This window comes from Pseudomonas sp. NPDC087342, assembly GCF_044744265.1.
Lineage (GTDB): Bacteria > Pseudomonadota > Gammaproteobacteria > Pseudomonadales > Pseudomonadaceae > Aquipseudomonas > Aquipseudomonas nunensis.
Window position 1 is genome coordinate 290,712 of sequence record NZ_JBIUXZ010000003.1, and the last position, 13,645, is coordinate 304,356.

Below are 13,645 nucleotides of genomic sequence, written 5' to 3' on the forward strand. Positions count from 1 at the left end.
CCTGCATGTCGGTAGCAGCTTGGGGAGGCGATACTATGTCCACAACAATTAATGATGATGTTAAGCAATGGTGATGGAGAGCAAAGTGGTGATGTACTCGCCTCGCCCACTCAAGCGTGTCCACCGCCCCCTACGCTTGGGTCATAGGTTAGGGAGGCGGCCGACAAGCCCGTTTACAGGAGAATCCGATGGCATCCGCCGGCCCGATTGATTTGTATCAGCTGGATATCTTCCTCCAGGTCGCATCCACGGGCAGCATGTCTGCCGCAGCTCGAACGCTCAAACTTAGCCAATCAGCGGTCTCTCAGGCAGTAGCGCAGCTCGAAAAAAGCTTTGGACTTCAATTAATTGATCGCACTCACCGTCCCCTTGCTTTGACTGCCGCAGGGCTGTTCGTAAGCGAAAATGGTGAAAAGCTTGTGACTCAGGCAAGGGCATTTCGAGCACAAGCGGTTGATGTGATGCAACACGGCACGACTAACCTACGGATCGGAATTATCGACTCTGTCGCCAATACCGCAGGTGTGGTTCTGATAAAAAAGCTCATGGAGCAGACGAACTCGCTATCGGTCCAAATAGGCATGGCCTATTCAATGGAGGAGGCTTTAAAGAGACGAGAAATCGACCTAGTAATCACTACAAATGGTTTTGTCGACAGCACTGATTTCGACCAAAAACTCCTCTACCATGAACGATTCATCGGCATCGTGCAGAAGCAGCCTGATGTTGACTTAAAAAAAGTTGCTTTGGCGCATCTTTGCAGAACTCAATCATTTATTCGTTTTAGCCGGACCTCCGCTTTGGGCACTCGAATTGAGCGAATACTAAAGCAACTCTCGTTGGATCCCCCCCGCAAGCTGGAGGTTGACCATGCCGACACCCTCACGCTGCTAGTGACCCAAGGCCTTGGGTGGGCAATTACAACACCTACATGCTTGCTGCAAACGCCCTCCGACGTCATAGAAAGCCTTGACATTTTCCTCCTCGGAAACAATGTGGATAAACGAAATATTTACCTTGTTGGGCGAAGCGGAGAGTTTCCAGCCTTAACAAAGCAAATAGCTCGGATAGTGACTGATGAAATCTCCAGATTGCTTTCGCACAACATCGCGCTAAAGAACTGCCTACCTTCCAACTGTGTTTCCTTAGAGGATTATCCCTAAATAATACGAAACTCAATCGTTGAGCATACTTGTCGATTGCATGCTGATACTGGTAATTTTCTACTAGAGTACATGCGCCGTAATGTTACAAGGTGAGAGTAATATAGTGGCGCGTAGCCGTGAGCGCGAAGGGCTTGCTCTCACGAAACCTGACCCAATTGATCAGAACATATTACCTAGCAAAACGTCTGCACTTTCCTTACTCTGTTAAAAATGGTGAATACAACATCTTTTCAGTCAGTAACATCTCATTCGCTACCAATCTATTTCGCCCCGAACATCCAGATACCCAGCTGCCTTTCAGGGTGGTCGACTGGACATAACTCAGCAAGCTAAAGGCGGAACGCCAATAAATCGTGTCAACACAACAATATAGACAAGTCCAGTGGCTGAATCGCACCCTACCCAGATCGCATGATCGGAACGTTTGAGCAAATCCAATCAGAATTCTGAATTACGTAGCAGGAGTATCACCCACCCCTTTCGATTGAATACAAGCCATGGCAACACTCCTCCAATCAGGAAAGTTCGAAGGCCATTTGGCAACTCAATTCGCGGGTGTGGATCTACCAACCGTTCATGCAAACGGCGTATTTCCAGTGGGGACACGTGAGCTATTTATATATACACTGCACGCACTTCGCCGATTCCACCTGCATCAAATCTGATATTAATGATGGATACATGTGAAAAGTTTTTTATTACCCCCCCACGCTTTACAAAACCGGGTACAACAAATGCGTTTCATTTAATTTTTTTCTCCTCTGTTTCTAATGCACGATCATTCAGCCAGCTTTTAAGAAGCTCTTCAATTTCTGCATCGTCTATCAAACCTACTGGATATCGTCGTAAAAGTTCGGCTCGGAATTCGCATAAATTAAACAAATAAACATTATCACAACTCGATGAGCCAACCATTCTCATTTGCAAGTTTCTATTCTCAGGCAAATGCTGATTTTTTCTTCGACTTTCTGCGCCCATAAAAATGCCCTGACATTCCGCATGAAGAAGTTAAAGAAATTTTCTTAGAAATATAAGACAAGTTAATGACAAAATACTGAAGACCTCACCTCCCAAAGATAATAATTCTATTTTTTAGCGAGCAACGCCGAAGTAAGCGTTACGCCATATAGAACATTTTTGGCGCATACAACACCCCGTTAAAATCGTTCCAGACGAGATATCAGACTCTTAAAACATGATTATATTACACTAATAATACATGATCATATTTCAGAATTATTACCCCACCCAAACAATAGCAACAGTTGCTGCTTAGTGGATGCCCCGTTCACCCCTTCCATAGCAACATTCTCTACGCTGCAAAAGCTTATTTATGCGCACATAAAATTGCAATGCCTACAGCATCTTTTTGGATAAAATTTCAGTAAAATCATTTATAGAGAGTACTGAATAGGGCTTCAGCGACGTCGGGAGCGAATTAGGCAGCCTACATATTGCAATTATTGCAATTATTGCAATCCAGATGCCCCCTCTCCCAGTTATAACTAGCTAATCTATTTCAGACAATAAAATGCAGGCCGGGCCATTTCCAGTTGAAGGCATCTGCGCACACCTACCACATCGCATCACGCTGGTCACCGGTGACGTAGACTGCCCCCAGTAATTCCTAAGCCAGGACCAGTTCGGCTCAATGATAGCTCTACATATCGACGGCGGAAATCAAGCTTAAGCTATCAGGGCCAACGCCGCTAATAGGGCGGTGCACATGGCTAAAATCAATAACGGCAATGAGTTACGAATTGCGCCCTGACCGACTATGCCAAGAAGCGCTCGGCGATAGCTCAGGCCCTGCTCAACCAAAATTAGCAACACAAGTAAACCTATCAGCGTTAGTAGCGTGGTGCTTAGTAGGGGGTGGTGCTGCAGGCAACGCAGAACGAGACAAGCCACCAACATCAGCAGAATTTGTGTTCGCTTCCATGCCAAGTCCGTTCGCTCTGGCTGCAACCCCCATCACTCACCCCTGCCACCGGAACGCCGCCATCACACCGCCAATCAGAACCGCACACCCCAAAGAGAGCAACGGCGTCAGAAGTGACAGCGGCAATGAAGCCTGCCGCCGCAATGCACGCTCGACACTCAACCAGCGCCAGAAGGCGCTGAGGCTGACTATCAAGTTTAAGCTCAGCAAACCGGTTATCAGAAAGCGTTTAACACCAGTGCCGAACAGGCCCGAAGTAAACGCTTCGACAGCGATACCAGTGGCCAACAATGCCAGTGCCGTGCGAATCCAGGCCAGAAAGGTGCGTTCGTTGGCCAAAGTAAAGCGAGGATCAGGATCCTGGCCCTGCCCGACCAATAGCCGATGTAGGGCAGAGGAAAATGCACTCGGCTTCATGTAGTGCACTCCACAGTGCTTGGATGCAAAGCATTGAAAATCAACACGCTATCGTTGCAACTAAATAAATAAACAGGTCATATGAAAGCAATAGCGCCATCCTAGTGAGGCGCTGCGTGCTAAACCAATATCGTCTTTCAATACAGCCCATAACACACTGGGATGGCCCCGGAAGTCCCGATGACACTCAAACAACTGCGTTCTGATTGCGATTGCAGAAGCAGGGAGTTTTTCCTCCGCAGCGCGATGTGCTTACATCGCGATAAGAAGACACCTTCATTATCTTCCTGACCATTCGGCCAGTAAAACAGAATATCGCTTCCAGTACGTTTAACCATTTCACCTCACCATTACTTTCTTATAAAATCTACCGTCCTAGCGCCACCGATCCAGCAACATCAGGAGAAGTTGCGGTCCCTTTGAATGGAAAAACCCTGCAACACCTTGCTACGAATTTTCCTGACGCCATCCGGTACAATCTCGACCACCAAATCCTCTCGTAGGACATTGAATTTCCAGTCAAATACTTTTGAACTGGCTACTCCTTTTACAAGCACTTCCCTATCTGTCCGAGACAGAGGAGGATCATTTGCGTCGCAAGCTTGCACTGCCTAATGGTTCGATGACGATCCTGACTACAGCGCTGGTATTCCAGTGTGCAACTTTGGTCCTCAGTTTTTGGTTAGTAAGTAGCAACCAATCGAGCATTGGAAACCTATCAAATGTTGCTGTCGATCAAGTCGACGCAGTGGCAGAAACAGTTCAGCATTTGATGGAAGCACGGCTCTCACTATCGCGAGCCAACACTCGCATAGTCCTATTTAATTCAATTCCGCATGAAATGGTGCAACACGCACGTGTAGAATTGACACTGGCGAATGAATCGTTTGACCGGTTTCTCACGCGTACAAGGGTAGATGAAGAAAACCATATCCGGGTCCAAGCCTTAAAAGTCGTGTATTCACGGTATGTGGACGTGCTCAGTCAACTGGTCAAGTACACGGGTGCTGGCGACGTACACTGGGCAATTGCTCAACCAGTACAGGAAATCCAAGAGCAATTTTTGCTTGAACAAAAAAACTTTATAAAGTACGGAAACAACATCAGCCAGTCTTCACTTCAGTCCATGGGCGACCGATTTAAAATATACATCATTGCTGCCGCTATGATACTTACACTAGCATTAATCACAACATTACTATTTTCATACATAATAAAAAAACTAGAGAAAACACGGCTTCTAAAAATCGCTGTAAATCGAACTGACAGCGCAATCATCGTAACCGATCCGAATAGTACAATCACCTATGTAAATGAGGGTTTTGTGCGCATGCTGGGCTATGAAACATCATATCTGGTGGGAAAAAAGCCGCACGAAATATTTTATGGCCGCCATACTAATCCGGAAGCAGTCTTATCTTTCAGAAATAGTATCCAAAATGGAGAAAGCCACACTACTGAATTACTGGTCTACAACAAATCAAAGAATCCATTATGGGTACGCGTAGTCGCCAATCCAGTGCTCGACACTCAAGGTATTCAGCAGGATGTGGTGGCAATTGTTACTGATATCACTGAGGCCAAGGTGAATGATGAGTTGCAATTTAAAGTACTCAGCGCAATGGCTCGCGAAGAATCACTTTCCGACGTCATGAAGTTGATTTGTCTGGAGATAGGGCGTATCGCTCCAGAAATCGGCGTTTCAATAAGACGATTTGATGACCAGGGCTACCTTCCACTGGTGGCGGAGTTTAACTTGCCGGCAGGGCTACTTCACTCATTGGAAAACCTTGGCGAAAGATCCCTCTTGAAAAAAATAGAGATGAAGGAAAGCTTCATCCTGAATTTCACTGATCCTGCATCGTACAAGGGGGATTGTATTGATCACAAGCTCTCGCAATCGTTCGGTTTCACGGCCGGCTGGGTTAACACTATTCGCTCCAGCAACGGACGCACTTTAGGTACATTTACCCTTTACTATCGTGACAATAACCTACCCGCAGCCCAACATCATAGGCTGCTCGAAACGAGCCTGAAGCTGTGCGCTCTAGCCGTTGAAAGGGATAGCTTTATTAACGATATTGAACGACTCGCCTACTATGACAGCCTGACGATGCTGCCCAATCGACGACTATTGATGATGAAATCAAACTCAATGATTGTAAATGCTCAGCGGTCGCATTCATCAATGGCAGTCCTTTTTATCGACATTAACAAATTTAAGCAAATCAATGATTCACTGGGGCATGCTGCAGGCGACTTACTTCTGTCTGAAATAGCAAGGAGGCTTCAGAGTTCTGTGAGGGGTGACGATTTTGTCAGCCGCCTTTCAGGAGATGAATTCGTCATTATTCTGTCCCCCTCCAGTGCTGAACAGGCGATTGCCTTTTCAGAAAGAATGATCAGTACACTATCCGAACCTATGATGTTGGCTGATGTAAAAATTGCTCCCTCCGCCAGCATTGGTATCGGCATTTACCCAGACCACGGTAACGACATTCACTCGTTGCTTCTGCACGCCGACCAGGCGATGTATAAAGCAAAGTCCGCAGGCCGCCAAGCAATTGAGGTTTTCGACCAGGTGATCAACGACACAATTGATGACGAACTGACACTGAGCCTGGCATACAAAAATGCCTTCGAGAGCAATCAGCTGACGCTGCATTACCAGCCCCAAATTAAGCTCGACGACTATCAATTTTATGGTGTTGAGGCACTTGCACGTTGGTGTCATCCAGAGCTTGGAAATATCCCTCCAAATCGATTCATCCCACTGGTGCGCGAGGCGGGATTGATGCCCAAGCTCAATCAATGGGTACTCACTGAAGCCTGTCGGCAGATGGCTCAATGGCAGGACTCAGGGATTCTTGTGCCTCATATGTCGGTGAATATCTTCCCCGTAGCCTTTCGTGACCGAGCAATTATTGATCTGATCCAGTCTCTGCTCATAACGTATAACCTCTCACCTTCTTGCTTGACGCTAGAGGTCACGGAAGACTTAATACTGGACATCACAGACAATGTCATATCGATCATTACTGAAGTCCGGCAATTAGGCATTAGCCTATCTATAGACGATTTTGGCACCGGCTACTCCAGTCTTAGCTACCTACTGAGACTACCCGTTGATACCATTAAGTTGGACAAGAGTTTTATTGACGATATCGAAAAAAGTGAAAGTGCCCAGATGCTAGCCCACTCGATTGCGGGTATCTGCAAGAGCCTGCAGTTAAACATTGTCGCCGAAGGTGTTGAGACCGATGCGCAACTTGAAATTCTTCGAGGTCAGGGCTACCAGGTAGCGCAAGGTTATTGCTTCGCGCGCCCTTTGGCTCCACTGGAGTTAGTTCAATGGATCCTTGACCGATCGCCAAGGGCACTGCTGGAAACACCAGTGGATCTCCTCTGATCTATCCACGTCGCTATCGTCATCAATCCTGCCGGCAAGGTGGCGAGCTGGTTTTCGCGGTGGGTTTCGAGTGAGTCTGGCAGCAGGGAAGAGGAAGGCGCAGCGGCATGTTGACCATTTCGGCATATCCCTGTGCGCTGCTAGGAAATTCAAATGGTCTTCTTGAGAGGGCAGCTCACCCATTAGCGTTCGCTGCGTTTGGATTACCTCGTCGAGATGTTCCATCAGCTTTCCATTGCTGTGACTTGAGTCATCAAAAGAAATGTTTTGAGAACTGCAAATTCTTGAATTAGGCATACACTTAACGCCTGGTTTATGACGTCGGCACGTTTGCCCGACTAAGGTATCAATGAGTGAACGTTAATTGGGAAGGCATTTTGCCAATTCAGGGAGTGGTGGTCGTCGTGGAAGACGATCCGATCTTGCGTTCATTGATGGTGGATATCGTCGCTGAGATAGGTGCCAAGGCTATAGCGTTTGAGACCGCCGATGACGCGCTTACCCATCTTCTGCAAGCCCATGAGCAATGCCGACTAGTGATTGCTGATCACGGTGTTCCAGGGCAAATTCAGGGTACAGAGTTTATTCAAATGGTAAGGAGCAAATGGCCGGCCATCTCAGCAATTCTCACTTCGGGATATCTGATAAATCCAGAAACGATACCGCCTTCCATCATTTATCTGCACAAGCCGTGGGCTCTAGACGATCTCGTGATCGCGGTGGCATCACTTCTTCAGCCTGGCCACCCCATCCGCAAGACTTAAACGTAGATCGCGGGCATGTAGATGAAGATTCTATGCTTCCGCCATCAATGATTTATGGCTGTTTAGACTATCTCGTCCTTCCGGTAGCGAACATTCTCAAGCCTGGATATGCCATGCAGAGAACGTGACCTTCCCAAAACGCCGAATTTTGACGGCGGCTTCGGAGGGTCCATTCGAACTGCTGAATTTGCAATCGAAAAGCGGCCCATAGCGACGGGCAGCAATCTGCCGAGTGCCGCCGGTGGCGACGGGGCGCAGTCGACCCAAAGCGGTCACGGTGCCGGGTGCATCATCGCTGAGTCCGCTTACTACCCGTATTCAGCGAAAGATCAGTGACTGGTGTGCCGCGCCGCCCGTGCGTGCGCCATCACCCACTGCGATTGCCACATTACCTGCGGCGATTGCCGCATCCCCGCAGGCAAATACGCCGGGGACACTTGTTTGGCGCATCGCATCGACCTTGATGAACTCACCCGTCGGGCCGGCTTCAAACTCGCACCCCAGTTGCGCTGCCAGTGGGCTGCCCATGCGTGTCCGAGGCTGAGTGAACAGCCCTGCAAGTTTGATCACACGACCGCTGGCGAGCGTCACATCGGCTTGTTCCCCTCCAACCGACAGGACAGGTTCGCGCTCCACCGCCACCCCGCGCCTGGCCAGCTTTGCCAACTGGTCGACATCAGGTTCGAGTATCTCGTTGAGGAAAAGGGTTGTGGGTCCCCAGTCGGGCAACATTAACGCTTGGTGGATGGCCATTGGCGAAGCCGCCAATACTCCAATCGGTCCGCCGTCCAATTCATATCCGTGGCAATACGGACAATGAAACACCCGCTGACCCCAGCGCTCTGACAACCCGGGAACCTCAGGCAACTCATCCACCACCCCTGTGGCCAGGATCAAATGCCGCGCCGCGAATTGTTCCCCGTTCACGGCTGTTATCACATATCGACCATCGTCCGACCTTGCCTGGATGGCGGATTGTGAAAGCCACTCTACTGTGGGGTATGCCTGCAACTGAGCACGTGCCTCGCTGGCAATCGTGCCGGGATTACGACCGTCCTGCCCAAGAAATCCATGTGAGCTGTGAGCAAACCGGTTACGGCGTTGACCTGCATCGATCACCAACACCTTCCGGCGCGCCCGTGCCAGTTGCAAACCTGCGGAAATGCCGGAATAGCTGCCGCCAACGATGATCACGTCATAAACCATGGATCAGTCTCCCTGGTTCTTCGACCTGCTCGAAGAACTCTAGACACAACGTAAGTTACATGATGTCGGAGTGTCAACAGTCTCGTAACTTATGTTGTATCGAGCGATACTCACTGCCAGTAATTCAGGAATCCGCTATTCATGAGAAATGACACTCGCTTGTCCCGCATGCTGCACGTGCTGATCCACATGGCTCGCCATGAACAGCCCGCCACGTCCGATACCATCGCGCAGATGCTCGGTACCAACCCAGTGGTGGTTCGGCGGACCATGGCGCTGCTCAAGGAAGAGGGTTATGTGCGCTCAGAAAAGGGGCACCGTGGAGGGTGGACGCTGGCGAAACCACTAGCAGAGATGACACTGTTGAACATCCATCAGGCCTTGGGCTCGCCCTCGCTTCTCGCCATCGGTTTGTCGACTGACCATCCAGAATGCCTGGTCGAACAAGCGGTGAATGCTGCGCTAACCGAAGCGTTTGATGCGGCGCAAGCACTGCTTATAGATCGCTTGGGGAGCGTCACCCTTGAACAGCTGGCCAGTGATTTCGAACGGCGCTATCAAAGTCTGTAAACCCGTGATCTACAGAGCAGCGTTTAGAAGTACCTGGCCGAACCGGCATGTGCGGATGCCTGCTTTTGGCCGATCTCTGCCTGTCGCCACCGGCAGCTATGGGTCGAAAGCTGACATTCCACCTTTCAATCATAGGGCCGCCAGAATACCGCCAACTTCTCCCAGCTTCTCATCTTGGGAAATAACTGCCGCCTCGACGACCGACGCTGCACTACGCTGTCGTCACGATGCTGAGTGATCAGAGTTTGGGGCCTTCTGCGCGAATTCGCAGATACACCTCCATCGCAGCGAAACGGTTACGCGTTTCCCATTCGAAAATCCTGTTAACCAGCGGATCGAGCATGCGCCCCAACCACCTAGGGCGGAGTTGGACGCTAAACGTATAAACCAGCTCTGACGACCTAAGGTCAATGTCGCGATGCCGCATTGAAGCGGCCCACCAGTGGAAACAACCGGCTGGTTCCACTAACACAGCTGCTGCAACCTTTGCTGGTCGATAATTGACGAAGCGGGTACGCATGGCAAAGAGGCGTTTCCACCCTCGCCCCTCATTTATGGTAATCGCACCTATGTAGGGGTGATTGCCCCCGCCCTCTACTGCTGCACGGGCAAGCAGTGTGTCCCATTGCTTGCGGACGGTGTGATTGTGAAACGCTTCAAATATGTCAGCAGCGCAGGCTGGCATTACAAGGACGATTCGACGCGGTGTCATAGGATCTCCTCGGCAATGTCGGAGGTGATATTCCAACGTTGAAACTCGGCATCAAATTCCTCAAGTTTTAGTAATCCCATGCAGGGTAAGGCACCAGTCAGTGAAAGCTCGCCGTTCGCCAGCTTGCATGCCAGCAGCACGCTCGCCATACAGGGTATCTCTGGGCCATTTCCACTAGGTGCGGTGAGCTGCCAAGTCAAACGGCGCTGCCCTCCACCCTCAAGACTCCCGGTCACTTGAACCTTCATTGCGCCAACGTCGCTTCCAAACCGGTCAAGAATGAGGCTGGAAATCGCGTTCAACCGTGCGGCCCAACGATTGATCGGCATTGGCAGTCCAATGCGCGATGCAACAGCGGCCAACCACAGCGCAACATGTTGAATTCGAAGCTCCAATGCGGCATGAAACTCAACATCGCGTACCCCAGGGTATCGGCCAGGAAACAACGCAAGGTCAGGAACGTCACAAGCAGCTCCCCAGCGCGGGGACAAACCAGAGAATGTAAAGCGTCGGATATCTTGCCAGCCGTATTGCAACACCCACGCCGCACTGTTCCACCTTGCAAATGCCATTCCTGCGTAGCCAAAAACCGCACTGATCGTTGCAATACCTCTGACCGCTTGCTGGCCGGGAGCGATGATGGTGCTGATGGAGTTCAAACGCAGTAGCGTTTTGGCGAGGTGATCCACCACGGCTGACGACAGTCCCGGCACGCTACTGGCTCCAGAGACGGCGAGGACTCCCGCCGCCCTTGCTGAGGCATCTACATGCGCGGCGAAGTTTGCGACAAAGTCACGGCCATCCGCGAGATCCAGGTAATGTGCACCCGCCGCGCATGACGCCAGAGCAACCCGGTAATCCTGCCCTTGGAAAGGGCCAGCGCAATGGATCACCAAGCGAGGTGCGGCTTGAATAAGGCGAGTTTCAAAATCGGTCGAGTTGATATCAATGGCTAGAGTAGAGACAGTCTGGCCAGACGCGAACGTATGGGGGCCAGTCCTAGGTCTACGACAGGCAGCAATCACCGTCAAACCTGAGACTTTTGAAAGCCGCTGGCAAATCCGTGCTCCATAATTACCCAAACCACCGATTACGATGACACGCATGGCTAGTCCTTAGCAGCAACTCTTGAGGCGAGAGTACAGGGGTGGAATTGGCAGTTCAATGATGGAGGAGACACTGAGACATCGGCCCAGGATGGCCGGCCGGGTTTGACAGTCTGCCCTAGGCCAGAAGCGGTCAGTCACATGCACAACAATACATCACTACAGGCTTACGATTCGGTGAGCGCTGATAGAGGACTTCCAGCGCTTTTTGATACTCCTCTCCAGTAAATCTTTACCTGATCTTACCGATAGCATCCGCCGCATCAATTACGCTTGTGCGTCGTCCTGATCGTTCTTTGCCGCCCACTCTCTCGCCGTCCTGATCGGTTCATTGAACTGCCAACTGCCAACTGCCAATTGCCAACCCAACCACCTTTGCATTTGGCGGCCCGGACTTGAGCACCTTGTTCATCACTTCCGCCGGCTATGACACCGTGCCCGGCGATCGACTCGCCGGTTAGTTGTGGACAATCGAAACAGACGCCTGCCGCCTGCCGTAGAACAAAGTCAGGGTGTAGCTCCATCGAGGGTTTGGACAGGAAACCTCGCCAGACACGAGTGCCGCTAAATAGGTAGCGGCCCCCGTTCTAGGTAGGTCCCCAAGGCAATAAATGTTTTCACGCCTTTGAAGCCTTCCAGGTGATGCAGCTTACCCAGCAAGCTTTCCAGTGCGGCGGAGTTCTCGGCTCGCACTTTCAGAATCATCGCGGTGTCACCTGCCACGGTATGGATCTCCTCAATCTCCGGGAAAGCGGACATCTCCAGTACGCGTCGGGTGGTTTCCCAGGTGCTGGTCTCTAGGTGAACGAATGCCAGCAGTGCTCTGCCAACCTTGGGGCCATCCAGTAACGCCACCGTCGCCCGAATCACTCCCCTGCTCTTCAAGCGCTTCACTCGTTCATGAACCGCCGGGGCTGAGAGATACACTTGCTGGCTCAGCTCGTTGTAACTCTGCTCCGCATTTCGCGCCAAAAGACCTAATAATTTTCTGTCGATAACGTCTAGCTCGGCCTGATCGCCACGCGCCCTCCGAACGGGGTTCGTATCTTCATGCAAGGTATTTTCTCCGACTGAGACTGAACAATATTATGCAAACACGCAGTTCTACCGATCTAAATTCGGCGAACTGCCAGTCTCGATATTAAGCCAGTTGCTACACAGAGCCGAGGAAATTTGATGAACATTAGCGTAGTCGCCGCTTTTTGGACCGTCTCTTTGTTATTGGTGCTGACACCCGGCGCAGACTGGGCTTACGCCATCTCAACAGGCGTGCAAGGGCGTCGAGTGGTTATTCCTGCGGTGGCCGGCATGATGTTTGCGCATCTGTGCGCCACGGTAATAGTCGCCGCTGGCGTGGGCAGTTTGGTTGTAAGCACGCCGGGCGCACTGTCATTGCTCACGATTGCGGGCGCAGGCTACCTCGCGTGGATGGGTGTCAATATGATCCTCAGCCCGTCCGTGGTGGGTCGGGGTGAATCCGGGCATTCAACCAGCGCATATCGCTGGGCGCTAAGAGGTGCCTGCATGGCGGGCTTGAACCCCAAGCTGTTCCTGTTCTTTCTGGCGCTGCTCCCCCAATTCACCAGCGTAGGTGCAGCGTGGCCGGTTTCTGTGCAGATCATTTGCCTGGGCATGCTGCACATTTTTGGCTGTAGCGCCGTGTACCTCGCGGTTGGGTTCGGCTCCCACATTGTCCTCGCAGGCAGACCTGACGCAGCGAAGCGTGTCAGCCAGTTTTCCGGTGTGGTGATGATCTTGTTAGCGATGATCTTAGCCGTAGAGCGATGGTCTGCTTTGTGAGGCCAGATTGATCTTACAAATAAGTGTGACCTGCCACGCTGAACAGCGAGAGGCCGGGGTTGATTTCGTCCATGTGTCGGGTGCAGGGAAGCGACACTAGGAGTTCAGCCATGGCAGGCACTAGCCGAGGTCCGAGATGCATTTGCAAGCTAGTGCTCTACACTCCTCGTCAGATGAATCGCTCACTTCACGCCTCCTATCACGCCTCTAAATCACTATGGGGCCAACCCGGTAATGTTTTCGGCAGCAAGCGCTCCTGTATGTCTATGGCCACGAGCATTTCTTTCAGCTCTAAAATTCGATTATTGAATATCTCTCGCTGTTGAGAAAATCGCTTACGTTCCTCCGATACCTCCGCAGCCAAGGTGCGTATGGCCACCCTGTGCTGAGCAGACGTATTCACCAAGGCGTAAATTCCCGACTGGGGACGTTGATCTGATTTATCTGTTAAGTTTGAAATAAGAGAGGAAGACATAGCTGCCCCCATGGTTTCGTGTGTTTTCCAATAACGACTAGGTCGTTGGACCCATATAGTCACCTAGAAATACGGGCG

Annotated in this window: 14 protein-coding genes; 6 read left to right on the top strand and 8 right to left on the bottom strand. The window is 50.9% G+C overall.

The genetic code is table 11. The annotated features are described in order from the left end of the window. The first annotated feature begins 188 nt into the window (after positions 1 to 188). Positions 189 to 1,163, top strand: coding sequence for a LysR family transcriptional regulator (locus tag ACIOYV_RS11705; RefSeq protein WP_401323825.1), 975 nt, complete (start codon positions 189 to 191; stop codon positions 1,161 to 1,163). A 744-nt stretch (positions 1,164 to 1,907) separates the two neighbouring features. Here the strand turns inward: ACIOYV_RS11705 and ACIOYV_RS11710 are convergent. The 3 genes from ACIOYV_RS11710 to ACIOYV_RS11720 form a co-directional block, all read right to left on the bottom strand. Then, positions 1,908 to 2,144 (bottom strand): hypothetical protein, encoded by a 237-nt coding sequence (locus ACIOYV_RS11710; RefSeq protein WP_401323826.1) that lies wholly within the window; start codon positions 2,142 to 2,144, stop codon positions 1,908 to 1,910. Positions 2,145 to 2,852: 708 nt separating this feature from the next. Continuing rightward, positions 2,853 to 3,134 carry a DUF202 domain-containing protein gene (locus ACIOYV_RS11715; protein ID WP_401323828.1) on the bottom strand — a complete coding sequence of 94 codons (282 nt, stop codon included), beginning with the start codon at positions 3,132 to 3,134 and terminating at the stop codon, positions 2,853 to 2,855. A 10-nt stretch (positions 3,135 to 3,144) separates the two neighbouring features. Further along, positions 3,145 to 3,525, bottom strand: a complete 381-nt coding sequence (locus tag ACIOYV_RS11720) for a YidH family protein (protein ID WP_401323830.1) — start codon at positions 3,523 to 3,525, stop codon at positions 3,145 to 3,147. A gap of 589 nt (positions 3,526 to 4,114) precedes the next feature. Here ACIOYV_RS11720 and ACIOYV_RS11725 point away from each other — a divergent pair. After that, entirely contained in the window at positions 4,115 to 6,934 is a 2,820-nt protein-coding gene (locus ACIOYV_RS11725; protein WP_401323831.1) for an EAL domain-containing protein, read from the top strand. A 353-nt stretch (positions 6,935 to 7,287) separates the two neighbouring features. Next, on the top strand, positions 7,288 to 7,698 hold the full coding sequence (locus ACIOYV_RS11730) for a response regulator (protein WP_401323833.1): 411 nt from the start codon (positions 7,288 to 7,290) through the stop codon (positions 7,696 to 7,698). A 318-nt stretch (positions 7,699 to 8,016) separates the two neighbouring features. Here ACIOYV_RS11730 and ACIOYV_RS11735 read toward each other — a convergent pair whose 3' ends face one another. Beyond that, a complete protein-coding gene (locus ACIOYV_RS11735; RefSeq protein ID WP_401323835.1) occupies positions 8,017 to 8,904 on the bottom strand; it encodes an NAD(P)/FAD-dependent oxidoreductase in 888 nt (295 codons plus the stop codon). Positions 8,905 to 9,045: 141 nt separating this feature from the next. Between ACIOYV_RS11735 and ACIOYV_RS11740 the strand changes: the two genes are divergently transcribed. Beyond that, positions 9,046 to 9,474, top strand: coding sequence for an Rrf2 family transcriptional regulator (locus ACIOYV_RS11740; RefSeq protein WP_401323837.1), 429 nt, complete (start codon positions 9,046 to 9,048; stop codon positions 9,472 to 9,474). 238 nt (positions 9,475 to 9,712) lie between these two features. Here the strand turns inward: ACIOYV_RS11740 and ACIOYV_RS11745 are convergent, their stop codons facing one another. Together ACIOYV_RS11745 and ACIOYV_RS11750 are read right to left on the bottom strand one after the other, a co-directional pair. Further along, positions 9,713 to 10,186 (bottom strand): hypothetical protein, encoded by a 474-nt coding sequence (locus tag ACIOYV_RS11745; RefSeq protein ID WP_401323839.1) that lies wholly within the window; start codon positions 10,184 to 10,186, stop codon positions 9,713 to 9,715. Beyond that, the gene (locus ACIOYV_RS11750; protein WP_401323841.1) at positions 10,183 to 11,292 is read right to left on the bottom strand and encodes a saccharopine dehydrogenase family protein; all 1,110 of its coding nucleotides are present in this window, start codon (positions 11,290 to 11,292) and stop codon (positions 10,183 to 10,185) included. The genes ACIOYV_RS11745 and ACIOYV_RS11750 overlap by 4 nt, the downstream gene beginning before the upstream one ends. 350 nt (positions 11,293 to 11,642) lie before the next feature. Here ACIOYV_RS11750 and ACIOYV_RS11755 point away from each other — a divergent pair, with 350 nt between their 5' ends. Next, a complete protein-coding gene (locus tag ACIOYV_RS11755; RefSeq protein ID WP_401324027.1) occupies positions 11,643 to 11,753 on the top strand; it encodes a hypothetical protein in 111 nt (36 codons plus the stop codon). 103 nt (positions 11,754 to 11,856) lie between these two features. On the opposite strand, the gene ACIOYV_RS11760 is transcribed toward ACIOYV_RS11755, so the two are convergent. Further along, a complete protein-coding gene (locus ACIOYV_RS11760) occupies positions 11,857 to 12,348 on the bottom strand; it encodes an Lrp/AsnC family transcriptional regulator (protein ID WP_401323843.1) in 492 nt (163 codons plus the stop codon). Positions 12,349 to 12,468: 120 nt separating this feature from the next. Here ACIOYV_RS11760 and ACIOYV_RS11765 point away from each other — a divergent pair, with 120 nt between their 5' ends. Then, the gene (locus ACIOYV_RS11765) at positions 12,469 to 13,092 is read left to right on the top strand and encodes a LysE family translocator (protein WP_401323845.1); all 624 of its coding nucleotides are present in this window, start codon (positions 12,469 to 12,471) and stop codon (positions 13,090 to 13,092) included. Between the two features lie 199 nt (positions 13,093 to 13,291). Here the strand turns inward: ACIOYV_RS11765 and ACIOYV_RS11770 are convergent, their stop codons facing one another. Continuing rightward, positions 13,292 to 13,567, bottom strand: coding sequence for a hypothetical protein (locus ACIOYV_RS11770; RefSeq protein WP_401323847.1), 276 nt, complete (start codon positions 13,565 to 13,567; stop codon positions 13,292 to 13,294). Positions 13,568 to 13,645 lie beyond the last annotated feature (78 nt).

Coding starts and splice junctions, on each gene's coding strand:
- ACIOYV_RS11705 (WP_401323825.1), top strand. CDS start 189: ATGGCATCCGCCGGCCCGATTGATTTGTATCAGCTGGATATCTTCCTC.
- ACIOYV_RS11710 (WP_401323826.1), bottom strand. CDS start 2,144: ATGGGCGCAGAAAGTCGAAGAAAAAATCAGCATTTGCCTGAGAATAGA.
- ACIOYV_RS11720 (WP_401323830.1), bottom strand. CDS start 3,525: ATGAAGCCGAGTGCATTTTCCTCTGCCCTACATCGGCTATTGGTCGGG.
- ACIOYV_RS11735 (WP_401323835.1), bottom strand. CDS start 8,904: ATGGTTTATGACGTGATCATCGTTGGCGGCAGCTATTCCGGCATTTCC.
- ACIOYV_RS11740 (WP_401323837.1), top strand. CDS start 9,046: ATGAGAAATGACACTCGCTTGTCCCGCATGCTGCACGTGCTGATCCAC.
- ACIOYV_RS11745 (WP_401323839.1), bottom strand. CDS start 10,186: ATGACACCGCGTCGAATCGTCCTTGTAATGCCAGCCTGCGCTGCTGAC.
- ACIOYV_RS11750 (WP_401323841.1), bottom strand. CDS start 11,292: ATGCGTGTCATCGTAATCGGTGGTTTGGGTAATTATGGAGCACGGATT.
- ACIOYV_RS11765 (WP_401323845.1), top strand. CDS start 12,469: ATGAACATTAGCGTAGTCGCCGCTTTTTGGACCGTCTCTTTGTTATTG.
- ACIOYV_RS11770 (WP_401323847.1), bottom strand. CDS start 13,567: ATGTCTTCCTCTCTTATTTCAAACTTAACAGATAAATCAGATCAACGT.